Consider the following 19,533-nt stretch of genomic DNA (forward strand, 5'->3'; position numbering starts at 1 on the left):
CGTTATTATACATGGGATGCATTCAAGCTTTCGCTTGCCATAATGGTTTGGTTTTTGAAGGATCAACGCTTCGTCTATCGGATATTCCCATAGTCCCAGTTTTCCCTTCGCTGGAATATAGGGTTTCCGTTCAGCGCAAGTTGTCCCCCAATCTCCGAATCCGGTAGCCGTTTATTGCGAATCTGCCAAGTTCCTCCACGATGCTGTAGTTGGCCCAAGCTCCCGCGACCGCACCGATACCGGGCACCAACTGCAGCATTTTGCGAAAGTCGATCGCGTCTCTGTATTCCTTCTGGAAGATTTCCCAGTTCAGTTCTTTATAATATTCAGCATCCGACGACCATTGAAGCTTTTCGTTGTTCCAGTCCCGGAGTCGCTTCAGCATCGTGCTGCGCTTCTTATTCTCCGAGTAGGTCAACTGGAATAGCGATAGGATAAAGATTCGCTCGGAGAAAACGTTGGACGAATAGCCGTACACATGCGCAAGCTCGAAAAGCAGCTTCATCTTAATCGCGATTAACGCTGGAAAATCAACCGCATTGAACAGTATTCCGCCTGCGCCTGTGCCGGCGCCCTCAGCTGCGGCGATCTTTTGATAAAGGGAAATGACCTGTCTCGCCTGCTCGTCGGCTTGTTCCAACGTTAGCGAACGCTCAACTATTCTCTTAGGCGTATATTCAGCTCCGAAAAGCGTCGTCCGGACAATCACTTTTACGGTTCCTGTTATCGTGTTCTGCACTTTGGCCGGAATAATGGCATTTATTTTATCTCCGAGCTTCTTCGATGCTTTCTCAAACAGGCCTGGTGTCTTGTAGAGACTGTTCTCCCAATTCTCCAGCTCCTGCCGGACCTTCTCCTCGTAGTCCATCCGGGTCCGCTCCTTCCAACGGATTAAATAGTGAGTAAAGAAGATTTTTTTTCAATTACACCTTTTATTATTGAAACAGTTTGTTCGATCGATTGATTTGTGGTGTCAATAATATTGGATTCATAGTGACCCAGATTGTTAAACTGCTCCCACATTTGTTCTACCAACGCAATGTTTGCATCTTCGTCCAATTTAGAACGATTGATTGCTCGTTTCATTGTCTCTTCTTTAGTCGCTCTTAAGATAAAATGGAGGTATTGCCCCCTTAAGAATATAGTGATAGAAATCAGTGTGCATAGGTACTGACTTTGATAAATTTGACTCTTTAGCTACAATTGATGCCGTTGTACTTTTACCAGTCCCTGGTGAACCAGTAATAATAACAATTCTGCCTTGTTTCATAAATACCCCCCCAATGCTGATTCTCACTTCATCGACGTAACTATATTCAACAGACATCACCTGTACTACCGTAGTGATACCCTATCATACACTAACATCAAATATTTGGGAAATACATCTATAACTGAAATATCCTGCCCTGTTTAGAAATGCGGGAAGAGAAGGAGCGAAAACTCGCCCCTTCTCTTCCCGCATGTGCGAATCATTGGGTGGCGGTTTCTTTCTTTACACGGCCGAAAGCACGACGTCGTCGATAAAGTCGGTATTGTCTCCAGTTGTCGTACCGACGAAGCTAATCGTATGGGGGCCCGCCGATGCCGCAAAATTGTTCGTCGAGAACGTAGCGAAGGTACCCGTCGAAGGCGTATAGGTGCCGATCAAGGTCGAATCGAACATGACATTGAAGGTTTGCGTACCGCCGTAACTCGTTCGTTTGGCCGCCTTAAAGGCGACCTTGTACGTACCCGCCGTCAAACTGACGAGCTGGGACATCGTTCCGCTATTCTGAACGAAAGCGGTCTGCACCCCCAGCGGAGCTGCCGAAGCTCCAAAGTCGCCGCCGTTGCGCTGAATGCCCGCATCGCCCGTAAACGTCCAAGTTGCGCCTAAAGGCCTGTAAGCGAAGTTCGAGGTGGTCGGCGATTCAAAGCTTCCGTTAGACACTGCGCCGGGGCTGGGGGCTTGTTCAGTCAGTTTAATGCCGATAACCGATTCGTACGGCGTCCAGAAGGAGATAGTCGCGTTCCCGCTCGCGTTTGTCGTGAACGATGTCGTGAAGCTTACCGCCGTTCCGTTCTGCCACAAGCTCGCCTCGTAAGCCGCGGCTACATACGACGTGTTCGCCTTTAATCCGTTGAAGTTAAAGTTCAGGTTATCCCCGACCGAGGTGGACGTATTGACGACCCAAGCGACCGGATTCCCGCTTGAGTTGGTCGCGCCGCCCGCCACGATCGACGCTGCTCCGTTAACCCAAGTGCTGCCTCTCAAGGTGAAAGCTCCGGCCCCGAGTCCCAATTGTTTGGCCAACACGCGATAGGTGTTCATCTTCGGTGTCAGGCTTCCGTTCGAATAGATCGAATAGAAATCCGGATGCGTCGTTTGCTTGTTAAAGGCAAAGTATCCGGTTCCCGCGACGTTGTTCCATATCATATCGTTCAATCTTTGGGCGACGTAAGGAATGGCGTGCGTGGAATCGTTATTCATCGAAGAACCGATGTATTGCCAATCCCAGTTCCATTCGGTAATATAGATCGGCATATTGGAGACGCCGTTCACAGAGGCTACGTTCCTTAAAGCTTGAATATTCGGCTCACCGTTAGGGACCATCTGATAATGGTGATAAGACAAGAAGTTTACGTTCGGCTTCGTGTTCGCGTCCTGAAGCAAAGCATTCGCCCAGCTCGTGTCCGTCGTCGACAACGAAGGCCCGCCGATCGGGATCGTGGCGTTGACGCTGCGGACCGCATTGGCCGCATGCGTATAGATCGCCTTGTAAGCCGCCAAGCTGTTGGCGTAACCGCTATTTGAAATATCGAGGAACTGGGCGAGATCCGGTTCGTTCCAAACCTCGATGAAATCGATCTTTCCTTGGAACCGCTGCGTGATTTTCTTAATGATGTCCTCGTAGACGGTCCAGTTCTTCGGTACGCCGTTATTCGCGTTGTTAGAGGACAACCAACCCACGTTGTAGGACAAGATGATCATGGTCTTGAGCCCTTTGTTATGGTAGGTGTCCACCCACCCGTACTGGCTCCAATCCCAGTTATTCGGGTCGTCCACGCCGCCCGAGACGGACATGTCCGCCAGATATTGCGCAACGGTCGTATTCGGCAGGATTTGGGATAAATAGACGTCGCGGCGGGCGAAGCTAATGCCTACCGAACGCAAAGAATCCACGTCTGAGGCGCCGTCCAGCTGGTTAATCGAGCCGCCGAAGACATTCGGACTGCGTTGGCCCTGGCTCTGATTGAATTGAATCGTCGCGGACGTCGCCGCGAAGCCGACCTGCGGAAAGGATATGAGAATCGTGATGGCCATGATCGACAGCAAAGCCAGCGTGATCCGCTTCTTCCTATTCAAACCCATGAACAAAACGTTATTCCCTTGAGCCTGATTCATTGAAATCACTCCTTTGTTTTTTAAAAGCGCTTTCAATATACGGCGGCTTGCTCGCGATAACGATTGTCACCTCCTTTCCATACATTGATTTAAGGACTCTCAACCCAGCTCGCTCGATAATGGCCGGACCCCAGAACGATGCGGTTGTCCTCCGTTACGTAGTCGACGCCATCGAACAGAGGCTGTCCGCTTTCGAAGATCGAGATCTGCTCCCGCAAGCGATCCGGCAGTTCGATGACGATCGACCCGTTTACCGGCACGGTGGCTTCCAGCACCGTTAAATCCCCCTCCCGCTTCCAACCGGCGGCGTACGTTCCTCTGATTGTCGAGATCTCCGCCTTGGCGTAAGCGAGCTTCAAAGTTACCGGCGGCTTCACGACCATTCGCGCGAAAGCGATGGATTCGTCGCACATGCGCAAGCCTGCCAAATGCTCGAACATCCAGGCGCTAATGCTCCCGAACATCGGATGGTTACGGGATTCCAGCCCGTCCCATCTCTCCCAGAGGGTTGTAGCGCCGTTCTTGATCATGTAGCCGTAGCCGGGATACGCGTCTCTGACGGCCAGCGCGATCGCGGTATCCGTCTCGCCCCAATCGGCTAGCGCGTCAAATAGCAGACCGGTTCCGAATATGCCCGTATCTACGCAGCCACCGAGCGCCTCCGAGTACTGCATCAGCAGCCGGTTTCGGATGGCCGGTTCCCGTTCGGGCGGAACGCAGCCGAGCGCATAAGCGAAAAGATCCGCTCCTTGCCTGCCGATCGAATAGCGATTCCGCTCCGGGTCCAGAAATCGCTCATTAAACGTCAAGCAAATGTCGGCGTATCGTGCCTCGTAGCGTCGCTGATCGTCTCCCCTGCCAAGCACATGCGCCATGCATCCGAGCAATCTCGTAACGTAAGCGTGAAAATAAGTGTTAACGACACGTTCGGGCAGTTCCATGGAACCTGGAATGCACCAATCGCCCAGGCACCAGCTCCCCGGCTCCTCTCTCTCGACGATGCATCCGTCATCCGTGCAGCCTTGCAGATAATCACCCCATCTCTTCATGCCGTCATAGTGATCCCGAAGCAGGCTCAAATCCCCGTAAGCTCGGTATACGAGCCAAGGCACGATGACATAGGCGCTTCCCCAACCAGGTCCGCCTCCGCCTCCGTTAAAGGGAGCGGTATGGGGGACGAAGCCGGTCTGAACGTTCTGCGCGTCGCCGATGTCTTGAACCCACTTCCGATAAAAGGAGGCCATTCCGAAGTTATAGATGGCGGCCTTGGCCGTAATGTGACCGTCCCCGGTGTATCCCAACCTCTCGCGATGAGGACAATCGCTCGGCACGCCGCCGTGCAGGTTGCTCAGTTGGGACCAACGGTACATGCGCTGAATGCGGTTAAGCGTCTCGTCCGAGCATTCGAAAGAACCCAGTGAATCCACCGAAGCGTGGACAATAACGCCGATCGCGGCGTCGTCCCCCGGTTCGTCGGGAAACCCCGATATTTCAACGTAACGAAACCCGTGCCAGACGAATCTTGGCTCGTAATCTTCAATTTCATCGCCTCTCGAAATATAGACGTCATGCTGAATTTGGTCCGTCCCGCCCGCGCTCGTAAAGTCGAGCGTGCCGTCAGGATTCAACTCTTCCGCAAACCGGAGGGTAAAGCGGGAGCCGCGAGGTGACGATCTCAACCGCAATCTGACCCATCCCGAGAAATTTTGACCCATATCGTAGACGTAACAACCGTCTCCAAGCTGCGTTCGGCATATCGGCCCAATCGTGCCCATCACTTTATCTGCCGGAGACTGCTGCGCCCTTAACCGGCCGCTGGGTGCCGTCATGATTCGGACCGGGCGCCAATCCGATTCGTCGAATTCCGGTTCGCTCCATCGTTCGATCTCGCGCCTGGCGTCATATACCTCGCCCACAAAAACGTTATCGAACAGGATCGGCCCGCACTCGCAGCGCCAGCTGTCGTCGCTTACGATTTGCTCAGTGCTGCCATCCGTGTATTTAATATTCAATTGGAGCAGGAAACGGGGAGTCCCGTAAGACATTCGGCCTTCGATCGTACGCGCGGTTTGATTGTAAAATCCGTTGCCTAACATCGCGCCGAAACTATGCTTTCCGACGTTCAAATCGGGAGTGATATCGTAGGCCACATAATAGACCGATTTTTTTCCGTTATCGTTATAAGGATAAAGCAATCCTTCGATCGTTCGATCGTCGTAATCGCTCCAGTTGGGATCGAGAACATGATCGCCGACTTTGCTGTCGTCCAAGTAGAGTTCCCCGTATCCCAGGCAAGCGAAATAAACGACGGCGCGCTCGCACGGCTTACCGACCGGGAATGTTCCGCGGAATAACGGAGAGCCCGCGATATCCGGGGCGCCGATCCATTGTCCGGACCAATCCTCTTTATGCAGAAGCCCGATATGGAAGGAGGCCGTTTCGCTGGGCTCCCCCTCTCGATCCGTTTCGTCCCAAGCGACGACGCGCCAGTAATATCGGGTGTCGCTCTCCAACCGATTTCCCTCGTATTCGACGTGATAGTTGTTATTCGAAATGACTTTGCCCGAATCCCAGTGCAAATCGCGCTCCGCATTCAGCTTCCCCGGATCGTCGGCAACCGTAACCCGATACGCGGTTTGCGACCGATTGCGCCCGTCGGCGCTTAATTGCCAGCTGAAGCAAGGCGCTTCCTTCTGAATCGCTACGGGGTTTGGCAAGTATTCGCAAAGCAGATGGACCGAAAGCATTTGAATCGCCTCCCCCATGCGTTAATTATCCGATCTGTCCTGCTAGCCTTTGACTCCCGAGAACGCTACGCCTTTCTCTATATACTTCTGCGCGAAGACAAAAATCACGAGCAAAGGAATCATCGAAATAAACGAGCTGGCCATAATCATATTTTGCTGGACATTGCTCTGATTCTGCAGATCGTTCAGCGCGACGGTAAACGTCCAGTATTGAGGCAGATTGTTCACGACAAGCGGCCAGACGAATTCGTTCCATACCGGGATGAACGTCAGCACGCTGACGGCCGCGAAGATCGGCACGGATAACGGAACGACGATCTGCAGGAACGTGCGAAATTCGGATGCTCCGTCCACCCTCGCCGCTTGCAGGAGCTCCTTCGAGATTTGATCGAAAAAGCCTTTGAATAGGAAAATAACAATGCCCCAGGCGGAATGAGGCAGAATGATCGCCCAAAGCGTATTGACCAGATGCAAATCCTTCATGAGCAAATACAGCGGCAACAGCAGAGAGATATCCGGTATCATAATCGTCGCCAGGAAGAACATAATCCAAAAGAACTGCCACTTTTTGTTCGATATCAGATGAGCCAGCGTATAACCGGCCAAACCCCCGAGCAACAACTGTATTGCCACCGAGGACAGCGTCACGATCGCGCTGTTGATGAAGTATTTCGTGAATCCAAGCGGACCGGCAGCATTCGTCGCGATCTTGTTCACCGAAATAAAGCTGTCGAACATGCGGGTCCAAGCTTGTTTCTCCTCGATCGCCGCAACTTTTCCCTGGATGATCTCCGAAGAGCCGTAAAATTCCGCGAACCGCGACGAGAGCTCGCTCTTCGCCACGCCTTTCCCATTCGAAACGTCGCTTCCTCCGTCCCCGTACCAAGTAAACTTGGACAGCTTTTTATCGCGAATCATCGGAAGCTTGCGATCCATCAACTGGCTGGTAAACAACGTGGATGGAACGATCGAGGGCTGTCCGGCCCGGAACGAAGACGACTCCGTAAAGGCTTGAAATATCCTCTTCCCGTCCCGGATGCCGGTAATTCTGACTTCACCGATATTCTCCCGGATATTTTTCATCCAGGGAAACCAGATCGCCTCCATGGCATCCTTCTCGTAATCCGCCTGCTCCATCGGTCCAAGTCCCGAATAATCGAGCGTAACCCTGATCGATTGAGGAATCTGAGGGATCCACTTGGGCGGATAGGCGTCAATGTCCTTATCCGATTTGAACGCCGAGGAGACCATCCATAGCGCGGGGATCAGGGAAAAAACCGTAAAAAGAATTGTCACCGCGTAAGCTGTAAGGGTAAGAGACCGCTGTCCTCTCTCCGCCATGCGCGTTCGTTTCATATCGCTCAATCCTTCTCCGCGGAAATTTTATTTTGCAAGACGGTCAATAAAGCAATCACGAAGAACATGAACAAGGACATGGCGCCCGAAATCCCGAAGCGCGACTGCTGGAAGGCCGTGTTCACGACCAGCATCGATACGACGGTCGTGCTTCCTGCCGGACCGCCTTGCGTCATGACGTAGATATTGTCGTAAGCCAGCAGGACGCCGGACATGAAGGCGATAAACTGGATCACGATAATGAATCGGATGTTCGGCAGCAGCATCGTCCACATTCTTCTCCATGGACTGGCTCCGTCTACTTTGGCCGCTTCCAAGATTTCCGTCGGAATCGATTTGATCGCCGAATAATAAAGCAGAAGCGAGATGCCGTTGCCTGCGAACACCGCGGGCAATACGATGGCCAACTTCGTTATATTCAAGTCGTTGAGCCACATATACGGGCCAAGGCCGATAAATTGGAGCCAGTAATTCAGCAAACCGTAATCGGGGTTGTACATCCATTTCCATACGAGTACGCCCGCGACCGCCGGCATGATCGTCGGCAATTGGTACATGAAACGAAAGAATGCGTTACCCTTGCGAATATCGCTGAGCAGCAGCGCTTGCACGATCGGAATCCAGAAAGTTAGACCCAGATAAAGCGCAAAAAACACGAACGTATTGGATACGGCTTGCCAGAAGGTCGACGAGGAAAGAAACTCCGTATAGTTGGCCAGGCCGATGAACTCCCCTGGCGGATTGACGATGCTGTAGCGAAAGAAACTGACGCGGACCATGCTTAACAGCGGATAGTATTTAAACAACAGATAGCAGAGCACGGACGGCAACAGAAAGAAGACGGGCATCCAACGGATGTTCGTTATTCTGGTCATACGGTTCGTTCACCCCTGGAACAGAATCGGGATTCCCTCTTGGAGAGAATCCCGATCCCTCTTATTTTTTTACTTCCTCGTTATACTTATCAATGACTTCCTTCTGCGCGAGATCCTGCGCCGTCTGCAGCACGGCCGACAGATCGGTCTTCTCGTCAAGGAGCGCCTGTTGGATCGGCTTGACGATATAAGGACTCAAGCGCGCTTTAAGGAAATATTCCAGATGCGTGTCTTTCGCAGCCGATTGAACGCCGCTCACGACCTCCGCTGGCAGGCCGTCGACGAAATCCGTCACGTCGACGTCGGTCCGAACGGAAAGCAGGTTCGGGAACATGCCGTTGTCCTTGTTGTATTGCAGCACCGATTCGAGGTATTCTTTCGATGTTATATAGGTTGCGTACGTAAAGGCCGCCTGCCGTTTTTCTGGGGAAGACTTCGGATTAAGGATCCAGTAGCTTCCGCCGACTTGCGAAGGCGCTTTGCCGGACGGACCTGCCGGCAAGGCGGAGAAGCCGATGTTGTTCAGATCCATGCCTTTGGCTACGAGGCCCCCGATCCAGTCGGATCCCGCGATCATGGAAGCTGCGCGTCCCGTATAGAAGTCCTTCTGGTTGTCGTCCAAGCTCTGTACGACATTCTTCTGTGTCGCTTTATACTTGAATTTCAGGTCTTTGTAGTATTGCAGCGCTTTGATCGTCGCGTCGGACGTGAACATCAATTTGGCCGTGCCGTCCGGCTGCTTCTCAGTCAGATCGCCGCCGGCTTGCCATACGTAGTACTCGAAGAACCAATCCGCCCAATCCATGCCGAGAATCGCGTAGCCGTAAGTCCCCTTGGCGGCGTCGGTCATCTTCTGCGCGGCCGCTCCGAACGAGTCCCAGTCCTTCAAGGCCGCAGCCGGATCGAGACCAGCGTCGGTGAACATTTGCTTGTTGTACAACAATCCTGTGACGTACATGTCGTTCGGAACGCCGTAAATTTTGCCGTCTACCGTTGCGGCGTTCAGGGACGAAGGCAGATAGCCGTCCTTCCCTTCAAAGCTGTTCCAAAGATCGGTAATGTCTGCCGCAATGCCTTGCGCGATGTAAGACTCCATGTCCGGATATGGGTTCTTGTACAGATCGGGCTGCTCCCCGCCGGCTACCGCGGTCATAAACTGCTCGCGCTCTTTCTCTTTGGTCTGCTCAACGTGAGTGACCTTGATATTCGGGTACTTCGCTTCGAAAGCGGCGAAAGCTTCTTCCTTGAAGGCCTTGTCGGCCGCGTCGGCGCTCGGTTTATCCCACACGACAATCTCTACGGGTTCCGCTTGCGCGGAAGCACTAGGAGATCCGGAGGCCGATACGGCGGCGCTGCTCTCGGGGGCGGTGTTCGTGCTCGGCGACGCGTTTTCGTTGCCGTTGTTCCCTCCGCATGCGGCGGTCGTTAAAGCGATCGTCAGCAATAACATGGATGCGGCGGACATGCGAATCTTCTTTTTCATTGTAGCCAGCTTCCCCCTCGTGTCCATTTAGTCTTGCTTGTTTAAATTATAGGTCCGCCGATTCGGAGGTTTAAGCGAATATCTTAACGGGTTATGCCGATTCGATATGAAAATTTTAAGTTGAATGTAAGCGTTCCCGATATTGCTTGGGCGTCTCGCCGTAACACTTGCGAAAGACGCTTCCGAAATAGGCAGCGTCTTCGATGCCGACTCTTTCCCCGATTTGATGGATTTTTAAATCCGTGTCGCTGAGCAGCTTGGCGGCCATCTTCATTCGCAGCGAGGTTAAATATTCGATGAAGCTTTCGCCGTATTTTTCTTTGAACCGTTTGGAGAAGTAATTCGGATGAATGGAAAACCGCTCGCCGATGGACTGCAAGGATAAAGGCTCGGCAAAATGATGATCGATATACGCCCGAACGGCCTCCATCACTTCTTTTCCCGACAGTTCTCCGCTTCTGGCAAGACGGCCGATAACAGTCGAAGCCAAAACGACCATCCGTTCTTCGATTTCGCCGAATCGCGTGATCTGCTGCAGCCAGCGCAGCATGTCGTCCAGCTCGCCAATCGTCCATTCCGCGTCTACGGCATTGGCAAGCAAATATTTATTGAACAGCAGGTAAAGATCGACGCAAAACCATTCGATTTGCACGAAAACGGAATTCGGATCCTGCGCGATTGCGCCCAGGCGCCGTTTCGTCCAACGCGTGATTTGGTCCGCATCTTGACGATCCAGCCATTCCGCAAGCAATTTGCTGTCCTCAATGCCGATGATGGACTGCCGATTTGCCTTATAGGGGAGCTGTGCGGTCCAATGAGAAACCCGGTTTCCGCCATGGAGCACCGCGTTCCGTGCCGATTGCTTCGCTGCTCGGTAAATCTCCTGGATGCGGTCAAGCTTATCCGCGAACGGACCGATCCCGACCACCGCGTTGATTTTCAAATACTTGCGAACGCCGTAAGCAACCGTCTCTGCCGCGGAAAGAACGATTGAACGATCTTGACCCGCTTTGAGACCGAACACATATACGAATTCGCAGCGGTTCAGCGAACTATGAACGAGAAAGCCTGCGATGCCTCCGGCCTTAAACCCCTCCGCTACGATGTTTTTTACCGAGAACCAAATCAGTTCCTCTTCGTCTTCCGCAAACGAATAATGGGGTAGCTTTACCGGTTCCACCTGCAAGACGACCGATGAAAAAGAAACGCAGCCGACGGACAGTTCGTCGAGCAACGGATCCGCGATGTTCGTTTCCTCTTCGTTTAATAGCCTCGTGAGCGTTTGGCTTCTTGCCGCTTCCTGCCCCGTCTCCGCTTGTTGCTGCAGCTTAAGGACCATTTTGTCGCGGTGTTTCTCCGCCTGCAGTCGTTCGATTAAGCCGCTCAGTGCCTCGTATAGTTCATCGTCCTCCACCGGTTTTAGGAGATAATGGCTTACACCATAGCCAATCGCCTTCTTGGCGTATTCGAAATCGTCGAATCCGCTGAGAATGATATATTCCATCCGCGGATACAAGGTCTTGGCTATGCGAATGAATTCCAAGCCGTTCATTTCCGGCATCTGGATATCCGTCAAGACGATATCCGGCTTTGCCGATCGGATCAATTCAAGCCCCGATACGCCATCGTCGGCCTCGCCCGCGAATAGCAGCGGCAATCCCGTCTGCCGAATTTTATGGATGACGCCCTGGCGTATGATCGGCTCGTCGTCAAGAACGATGTATTTCATCCTTCGTTTCCTCCTTGTGCACCTGATTCCTTAACGTCAACGTAAACGTCGTTCCGTACGCGCTGCTGCTTTCAAAAGAAACGCCGCAATCGTCGCCATATAGCAGCTTGATTCTCGCTTGAACGTTCAGCAAGCCAATGGAAGAACGGTTTTCGACCGACTCTCCGTATTTAGGCGTCCCGGCTAACCTTGCACGGAGCCATTCCTGTCTTTCCGAGTCGATCGACATGCCGTTGTTCCAAATTTTCACCTGTACGCGATCTCCGTCTTCTAATGTCGCTTCGATCCTGACGATTCCGGAATGACGGCTTCGGCTAACGCCATGAAGAATGCTGTTCTCCACGATCGGCTGCAGAAGCATCTTTGGAATCGGCGCTTGCTCCAACCCCGGTTCGACGTATATCAAATAATCGAATTTCTCTTCGAACCGTATCTTCTGGATAGACAAATACAACCGGATTTGTTGAATTTCCGTCTCCATCGTCGAGATATCTTCGCCGCTAATATTGTAACGAAACATTTTGGCAAGCGATCTGCTAATAAACGATATTCTGGCATCTCCGTCGATGGCGGATAAACTATCGATGATGCCGAGCGTATTATAAAGAAAATGAGGATTGATCTGGGATTGCAAGCTTTTGATTTCCGCGTTTTTCTTTGTGATTTCTGATTCATATACCTTCATAATAAGACGGTTGATTTCCTTGGCCATTCGGTTGAACGACGACGTGATGTATCCTAACTCGTCATAGCTTCTAACCGGGAGGCTCACCGCGTAATTTCCGACTTCGATCGCCTTCATGCCTTTGCTTAATTCTTTAAGGGGAGTAATCGTCCGAGAGTAAAAAAATCCGGCTAGCAGCATGGAGAAAAGCAGGCTTAAAGATCCGAATACGATGGTACTCTTCGTAAAATCGTTTACCGGTTTAATGAGCAGCTTAACGGGCATCATCGTCACGAGCATCCAGTCGGATCTCTCCAATTTCTCGTAAAGGACCAAAGCCGATCCGAAATCCCTTTTTGAATAGAAGTGTCCGCCTTTCGCTTTCTTAACGGATTTCAGATCGTCGGGACGAAGCAGGGATTCGCCTCGTTCCTCCGGAACGAGGGAATGCACGATGGTACCGTCGGTCGCCTTGACAATATAAGTGCGGTTAGACGGGTCTCCCTCTACTTTCTTGAACCATTGATCTAACGAATCGAAAGATAGATTGTACATCATGACTCCGATGATCGGACCCGGAGAAGTGAGTGAGATACTTCGAATGGCTTGCGCAAAAGTAAGCGTCTGCTCCATCTGGTCTGCATTTAATCCGTATATCGTCGATGGAACCCACACGCCTTTGCCGCTCGCTTCGATGGCGATTCGGGCAATGCGCGCCTTCTCTTCCGGCAGCATATCCGGGATCGCGTTTCCGGCTCTTAGGGAGAATCCGTTTAACTGGTCGACGGTAATCGACCACACGATGGGGTTGTCGTTCACATAAATCGTAAAATCGCCCGTGTATTTGCTCAGCGCGTCCGGGTTGCTGCCCATGCTTTGGACGAACTTCTGAAATTCAAAATCCCTAAAGTTGCTCCAAGCGAAGCCGCGAACATTTTCCAAATAGGAATTGAACGCGACCGCGGACTGCTGCATCGCTCTTTCGCTTGTCTCGACGGCCTGCCGCTTTAAATCCCCTGCCGTGCGGGAATAAAAATTTGCCACGAGCACCGACACCGTGAGCACGATAATGAGAAAGGACGTGAGCATCATTTTTCGGTACATGGATCTGCCGAAATAGCGGAAAATAAACAACGCAACCAGAGAGCGTCACCGTCCTAATGAAAATGGATCTATTTTCTCCATCTTACAACAAACCTCCGTTCTTTTTTTCAATCGTTCAGCCGCCGGAATATGAAATTATGAATGTACGGATATGAAATTCATAAGGTCACAAAGCGGCTAGGCGCAGTTTCATACTGCTCCTAGCCGCCTTGAATTAGCCATATTTAATCACTTTCTACCTCTCATTCAAAGCGAAGTCAACAGCACATTCAGCATGAAGTCTTGTTGTATCATAAATCGGTATAGGGCAATCGTCTTGTGAAATGAGAAGCGTAATTTCTGTACATCCAAGAATTACAGCTTCTGCTCCCTGTTGAACAAGACGATTGATGATGTTTATGTAGGATTGCTTAGACGCTTCTTTTACAATTCCAAGACAGAGTTCTTGATAAATGATGTCATGTATGACCATTCTGTCCGCTTCATTTGGAACAATAACCTCAAGTCCAAAGCGTTCAACAAGTCTACCTTTGTAAAAGTCTTGCTCCATCGTAAAAGCAGTCCCCAGCAAAGCTACCTTTTTAATACCGTCTTTAATAATTTCGATTGCTGTTGAATCTGCGATATGTATTAAAGGGATAGATATCGACGTTTCAACTTCGTTTGCCATTTTATGCATCGTATTGGTACATATGAGTAAGAGCTCGGCTCCACCTTTTTCTAGTTTTTGTGCCGAGTCCATCATAATTCTAGTGGCTTCATCCCAATTTCCTTGATCTTGTAAATCCTTAATTTCTTGAAAATCCACCGAATACATGAGACTTTTAGCGGAGTGATGGCCGCCTAACTTTTCTTTTACACGTAGATTGATGATTTGGTAATAGAGCAAAGATGACTCCCAACTCATTCCACCAATAAGACCTATTGTTTTCATTCGATTCTTGCCTCCACTAAGTATTGACTTAAATAATGTCGAGTTGAACCTTACTACTCGGTTTGGGGAACGCTTCCTTTAACATCTCCAAGTCTTTCTCGGTAAGCTCTGCTTCCTCTCCAGTAAAGAAGATAAAGATCAAGGCGGTCCCCCCATATGCCACGTACCTTGGCCGAATCTGGGCAAAGAAGTTCCGTCAAGGAGGGTTACCATGCTCCTACCCCCTGTTATATTGGTCTTCATACATTCTAACTCAACTTTCGCAGCATAAAACAAGCTAAATCATATCATCAACTCTTCGTCTATCGGATATTCCCATAATCCCAATTTACCCTTCGCCGGAATGTAGGGCTTCAACTGACGGAAACCCGCTATTTCCCAAGCAAAATAACCTGGACTGTAATCGCCCAACAGCAAGTCATCTCCCGTCACAACCTTCCCGCAATCCAAAATGGCTGACGTATGATTAGCTTCGATGACCCGATAACAATTTGTAAGCTCGCAAGTGGCAAGGATAACCCCCGTAGGGAGGCTTTGTTCCGTAAAGCCATTCTTGGCGAGTAAAGAACGTATGGGCTCGTGCTTGCAGACCTGCTTATCGACTTTCTGACTTGCATGAATGGCCAACGGTCCGCGATACCTTGTCTTCCAGGATCTGGTTTCATATAGAGTCTCGCCTTGGACAAGCAGAGTCGCCCATGGTTGAATCATGGATAGTACTTTCATTCCTATACGCTCCATTGCTGTTCATAATGAATTTACTATTCCCCAAACATAATCCCATAAAACAAAAAAGCCGCGAATGCTGCGGCTAATAATGGGACAATGCTTTTGACTTCTTATAACACCGTTGGATTGTTAATAACTAACCACATATTTTCTTCATCGTACCCGACAACTTTGCCTGTTACTTTGTGTCCTGGATAAAGATTTTCTGGTGCCGTGCTGCCTTTGCACTTGTTATAATCAGCCACACAAATTACATGCTCCGCAATGCTTATAATAACTCCTTGAGGATAAAACACTTCTATTATGCCCTCAGCTTCTGAATCAATAGGAAATCTTAATTTTGTTATGTCCCATTTATCATTTAATCCTTCTTTATATACATTCCATATACCATAAAATTGCTTTCTACTAATTTCTGAACCACCATACTTAATTATTTCTTTTACATCCAGTAGCCCTTCAGCTAAATAATAATGACGTTCTTCATCTTTTCGGTTGGAAGCTATGTATTTGTTTGGTGTTACTGCAATCTGTTTTATTGCATAACCATCTAAACTTTCTACGTAAATAGTGCCTCTAATAATATCATCGTCAATCCACTTGAAATAGCGATTCATAAAGTTTCCTTCCTTAAACGATTGAGTCTCAAGTTAAACTTGTTTTCGTGCCTTGATCACAAATGTCACTGGAAGCATCTTTGCTTTTTTGGCAAAATCGCTGTCGTTTGATCGCATCATTTCATCATCGGATTCCTCAATCATTTGCTCTATGGCAAATCCCGCTTTTGCCAATGCATTCACATAAGTCGATAGTTTACGGTCCGCTAAGGCTAGCGCATTTTCCCCGAGCGTTACCGAATACCAGGACTCATCAAAGTAACATTTTTTAAAAACAAGCCTATCATTCTCTGCAACAACACATTTGTGTATAGGGTGAGACCAACTGAAAATAAATACTCCGTCTTTTTTTAAATAGGAAGCAATTCGGCAAAAGGTGCCTTCAAGGTCGGTGGTCCAGCCTATGGCATAAATCGAATAAACAAAGTCGAAATAGCCCTCAGGTATGCCGCATTCTTCTTCCATGGGGGAACAGATTAATGTAGCTGAAAGACCGCACGCCGTCAAATGCCGCTTTGCCTTTTCAATTTGGTTCGCCGATAAATCCATTCCCAAAGTTCAGAAACGTTTCGTTCCCCGAGATATTGCAAGGATTGACCGCTTCCACAGCCCACTTCGAGTACCTTCTTTCCTTTGACATTGCCAAAAAGCTGCAGCTTATCTTCAGAGACAAATGCTCCATAATGCGGGAGGGCGATTGGTCCTAAAATATCATTTCCTTTTGAATTCCAAAATGAGCTATTTGTTTCGTGAATATTAAGCTTATCCATATCGACAGTGAAGGCACCAACCTCACCACCGCCAATAATTTTTGCGCTATATACAGAATTGTTGTCCATGCCATCGTCCCCCCTAAACAGGCTAAATACATTATTTGATCTGACCTTTTTCAGCAATAAGAGTATAAATGGATGGAATTCTGTTTTCAATTCCTTCCGGGGCTTCCTTAGTTTGATCAAGAAGATGGCATCCGCGTCAGTCGAGACGCGCCACCGCCCCAAGGAAAAACAAAATCCCCTCAATTACTCGTTTGAGGGGATGCGGGCTGGGCGGATTAAATTAAGCGTCGGAGACTGCGGTCTCTAGGCCCGTCTTGTCATCCTTCCAAATGACCTGTTCGCCGTAACTTTTGCCCCAATTGTACATCATCTTCAGCACAGGGATGAGACTCTCGCCGTGCTCCGTCAACGTATATTCCACATGAGGCGGGACGACAGGGTACACTTTTCGGAAAACCAGCTGGTCTTCCTCCAATTCACGCAGCTGATTGGTCAGCATTTTCTGCGTAATGTGCGGGATCAGCTTTTTCAGCTCGCTGAACCGTTTGGTGCCCTCCAAGCCAAGATGCCACAATATAATTAACTTCCATTTGCCGCCGATCACCGCCAGAGTCAGTTCCTTCTCGCAGTTGATCGTCGTCAAATCGATTCGATCCTTGATCTCCGTCGCCATCGTCATCCCTCCTCTAGGCAGTATACAACGAGCTATTACAGGTTGTAAAAGCTTATACTTTCCATTTGGAAACTAAAGAACAGCCCCCGCCGCAAGCGGCGAGGACTGTCGGACATTCGTGCGGCGGGTAGCGGCCTACTCCAAGTTGGCATGCCTGCCGTACATCCGGCCGGTATCCTGCCCTTGTTTTTCCATGATTCTTAGAATTACAGCATCGTAAAAGAGCAATAACGTCTGTTCAAACAGCGAAGCCATCGGCTGAATGGTCGCATGGCTGCCACTTGCTTGATCCTTGGGCGCCCCGGGCAACTTGACCACCGCATCCGCCAAGCTTCCGATCGTCGACTCGGGCGCGATCGTGACGGCCGCCACGGATGCGCCGAGACTTTTCGCTTTTTGCGCCATCGGGATCAAGCTTTTGGTTTCTCCCGAGCCCGTGCCGACGATCAGGACGTCGCCTTGGTCGATGCCGGGCGTGACCGTCTCCCCGACCACGTAAGCGTGAATGCCGCTATGCATGAGACGCATGGCGAACGCCCGTCCCATCAGTCCCGATCTTCCCGCCCCGACGACAAACACCTTGTTCGATCGCAAGATGAGATCCGCCAACGTCTCGGCTTCGGTATCGGCGATCTGTGCCACGGACTGCTGGAGCTCCTTGACGATCTCGGCGACATATTGGGTCGCTTCCATTCGCTTAGGCCAGGCTGACCAGTTTTTTCATTTCGGCTGCGGTCGCCTTTTTGTCCGACTGGCCGGTGATGCCGCCGCCGACGATGACCAGGTCCGGCTGGGCTTTGATGACCTCGGGCAGCGTATCCAGCTTGATGCCGCCGGCGATAGCCGTTTTCGCCTGTTTGACGACACGTTTGATTGCCATTAGCTCCTCGAAGGAGTTTTTGCCCTCAGCTTGATGGTCGTATCCGGAATGAACGCAGATGTAATCCACGCCCAGCGCATCGATCTCTTGGGCTCTGCCTTCAATGTCCTTCACGTTGATCATGTCGACCATGATCTTTTTGTTCTGCTTGCGGGCTTCTTCGACGGCGCCTCGAATGGTCGAATCGTCGGATACGCCCAGCACGGTGACGATATCCGCGCCCGCTTCGGAGGCCTTCATGACCTCATAGCCGCCTGCATCCATGATCTTCAGATCGGCCAGCACGCGAAGCGAAGGAAATGCCTCTTTGATTTCCTTTACCGCCCGCAGTCCTTCGTTGATGACGACCGGCGTGCCGATTTCGACGATATCTATATGCTCCGCCACTTCCGCGACGACCGCTTTCGCTCCGGGAATGTCTACAAGATCCAGCGCCAATTGAAGCTCCATGAAATGATCTCTCCTTCAGCATGATAATTGTTGCTTAGCTCTGCCTATTGTAGAGTCATCGTTTCATTTTTGTAAGTAGGCACTTTCGCGTGAGGTAGTTACCTGGAGGAAACTATGGGGCGGCAAGTTACAGAATGTCCCAATTCGCAGCGCTAGCCGATCGTCTTCCGGTAACGGGCCAGTCCGAACATATAGAGCCCGTACGCTACGAACCCGAACGCCGCTACGCCGAGCAACCAGCGACCGTGCGGCTGCAGCGCGAGCTCGGCGAGCGCGTCGTCCAAGCCTTTCGTTTCTTCAGGATCGGAATAGACAGCGGTGCGTACGAGAAAATAACCGATCAGGCCGAATACGACGCCTCTGGCACACAGACCGAACTTCGCCGTAGCCACAAGGTACCGATACATAGCAGGTTTTATTTTATTCAATTTGAATGAGTCCGTAAAAGAGTTGCGAATCGCTTTGACGATCTCAATTATCCCGTATATAGCGAAGCCAAGTCCGGCTGCAGCTATTAACGTAGCGCCAAACGGTTGACGCAGAAATACGGCTGTCAGCGTCTGTTCGTTGTTATCCGAAGACGGCCGGCCGCCCAAGATCGTTTTCGCTGCATGATAGGTGATTACCGCATAGAAGATTCCCCCGCCAAAACGAGAGGCGCGTACTAGGATTCCTTTTATGTCCCCTCCCTCATCGTCCGGATCCGCGAATGCTTGTACAAACCGCCAAGCCGTGAATCCCGCCAGTCCGACGGCAAGAATGAGCAGCAGAATACCGCCTAACGGCTGCGCGCCGATCGTCTCAATGGCACCCTTCGTATCCGACGTTTCCTTTCGATGCCCGACCGCGGTCATCATGGCCAATGCCCCGATCATGATATAAACAGTCCCCTTTGCCGAGTAACCCGCTTTGGCGAATTTATCGATCGCAGGCAACGCTTCGTGAATCGCCTTTCGTGATTTCGTTGTAGTCGAATCATGTATATGAATGTTCTGTGCGTATTTTTCCGTTTTAAGACCGCTCATCTTTCGGCGAAGATCTTCGCCTTCGCCTTCCCTCCCCTCTAATTACAAGTCGAACCCTCATTACCCTTGTGACTAAGCACGCAAAACATATCTGGTACCG

At 50.5% G+C, this 19,533-nt stretch carries 17 protein-coding genes and 1 pseudogene; all 18 read right to left on the reverse strand.

All coding sequences use genetic code 11. The features are described 5' to 3' along the window. Positions 1–130 precede the first annotated feature (130 nt). The 18 genes and pseudogenes from KVT38_RS15660 to KVT38_RS15740 all read right to left on the reverse strand — a co-directional run bounded on the left by KVT38_RS15660 (position 131) and on the right by KVT38_RS15740 (position 19,433). Positions 131–868, reverse strand: coding sequence for an EcsC family protein (locus tag KVT38_RS15660; RefSeq protein ID WP_217594668.1), 738 nt, complete (start codon positions 866–868; stop codon positions 131–133). Between the two features lie 23 nt (positions 869–891). After that, complete coding sequence (locus KVT38_RS35875; RefSeq protein ID WP_254639261.1) at positions 892–1,086, reverse strand: hypothetical protein; 195 nt, start codon at positions 1,084–1,086, stop codon at positions 892–894. 10 nt (positions 1,087–1,096) lie between these two features. After that, positions 1,097–1,270 (reverse strand): AAA family ATPase, encoded by a 174-nt coding sequence (locus KVT38_RS35880; protein WP_254639262.1) that lies wholly within the window; start codon positions 1,268–1,270, stop codon positions 1,097–1,099. A gap of 225 nt (positions 1,271–1,495) precedes the next feature. Continuing rightward, entirely contained in the window at positions 1,496–3,388 is a 1,893-nt protein-coding gene (locus KVT38_RS15670; RefSeq protein ID WP_217594669.1) for a GH39 family glycosyl hydrolase, read from the reverse strand. An 89-nt stretch (positions 3,389–3,477) separates the two neighbouring features. Beyond that, a complete protein-coding gene (locus KVT38_RS15675) occupies positions 3,478–6,135 on the reverse strand; it encodes an alpha-L-rhamnosidase (protein WP_217594670.1) in 2,658 nt (885 codons plus the stop codon). A 42-nt stretch (positions 6,136–6,177) separates the two neighbouring features. Further along, positions 6,178–7,491: a carbohydrate ABC transporter permease gene (locus KVT38_RS15680; protein WP_217594671.1), complete on the reverse strand. Its 1,314-nt coding sequence runs from the start codon at positions 7,489–7,491 to the stop codon at positions 6,178–6,180. Between the two features lie 5 nt (positions 7,492–7,496). Then, a complete protein-coding gene (locus tag KVT38_RS15685; RefSeq protein ID WP_217594672.1) occupies positions 7,497–8,366 on the reverse strand; it encodes a carbohydrate ABC transporter permease in 870 nt (289 codons plus the stop codon). 61 nt (positions 8,367–8,427) lie between these two features. Continuing rightward, positions 8,428–9,849 (reverse strand): extracellular solute-binding protein, encoded by a 1,422-nt coding sequence (locus KVT38_RS15690; RefSeq protein WP_254639263.1) that lies wholly within the window; start codon positions 9,847–9,849, stop codon positions 8,428–8,430. A gap of 115 nt (positions 9,850–9,964) precedes the next feature. Then, entirely contained in the window at positions 9,965–11,578 is a 1,614-nt protein-coding gene (locus KVT38_RS15695; protein ID WP_217594674.1) for a response regulator, read from the reverse strand. Next, a complete protein-coding gene (locus tag KVT38_RS15700) occupies positions 11,559–12,977 on the reverse strand; it encodes a sensor histidine kinase (protein WP_217594675.1) in 1,419 nt (472 codons plus the stop codon). Before KVT38_RS15700 ends, KVT38_RS15695 begins: the two co-directional genes overlap by 20 nt. Positions 12,978–13,581: 604 nt before the next feature. Continuing rightward, positions 13,582–14,280 (reverse strand): aspartate/glutamate racemase family protein, encoded by a 699-nt coding sequence (locus KVT38_RS15705; protein ID WP_217594676.1) that lies wholly within the window; start codon positions 14,278–14,280, stop codon positions 13,582–13,584. A gap of 282 nt (positions 14,281–14,562) precedes the next feature. Continuing rightward, complete coding sequence (locus tag KVT38_RS15710) at positions 14,563–15,006, reverse strand: ASCH domain-containing protein (RefSeq protein WP_217594677.1); 444 nt, start codon at positions 15,004–15,006, stop codon at positions 14,563–14,565. Positions 15,007–15,119: 113 nt separating this feature from the next. Next, a complete protein-coding gene (locus tag KVT38_RS15715) occupies positions 15,120–15,626 on the reverse strand; it encodes a hypothetical protein (RefSeq protein WP_217594678.1) in 507 nt (168 codons plus the stop codon). Between the two features lie 33 nt (positions 15,627–15,659). Continuing rightward, a pseudogene (locus KVT38_RS15720) lies at positions 15,660–16,465 on the reverse strand (class I SAM-dependent methyltransferase). A 220-nt stretch (positions 16,466–16,685) separates the two neighbouring features. Further along, a complete protein-coding gene (locus KVT38_RS15725) occupies positions 16,686–17,078 on the reverse strand; it encodes a winged helix-turn-helix transcriptional regulator (protein ID WP_217594679.1) in 393 nt (130 codons plus the stop codon). A gap of 135 nt (positions 17,079–17,213) precedes the next feature. Next, positions 17,214–17,771: a 6-phospho-3-hexuloisomerase gene (gene hxlB, locus KVT38_RS15730; RefSeq protein ID WP_217594680.1), complete on the reverse strand. Its 558-nt coding sequence runs from the start codon at positions 17,769–17,771 to the stop codon at positions 17,214–17,216. A gap of 4 nt (positions 17,772–17,775) precedes the next feature. Further along, entirely contained in the window at positions 17,776–18,408 is a 633-nt protein-coding gene (hxlA, locus tag KVT38_RS15735) for a 3-hexulose-6-phosphate synthase (protein ID WP_217594681.1), read from the reverse strand. A gap of 152 nt (positions 18,409–18,560) precedes the next feature. Continuing rightward, a complete protein-coding gene (locus KVT38_RS15740; protein ID WP_256454863.1) occupies positions 18,561–19,433 on the reverse strand; it encodes a DUF1206 domain-containing protein in 873 nt (290 codons plus the stop codon). Positions 19,434–19,533: the final 100 nt, after the last annotated feature.

The organism is Cohnella sp. GbtcB17, assembly GCF_019091135.1.
GTDB lineage: Bacteria > Bacillota > Bacilli > Paenibacillales > Paenibacillaceae > Cohnella.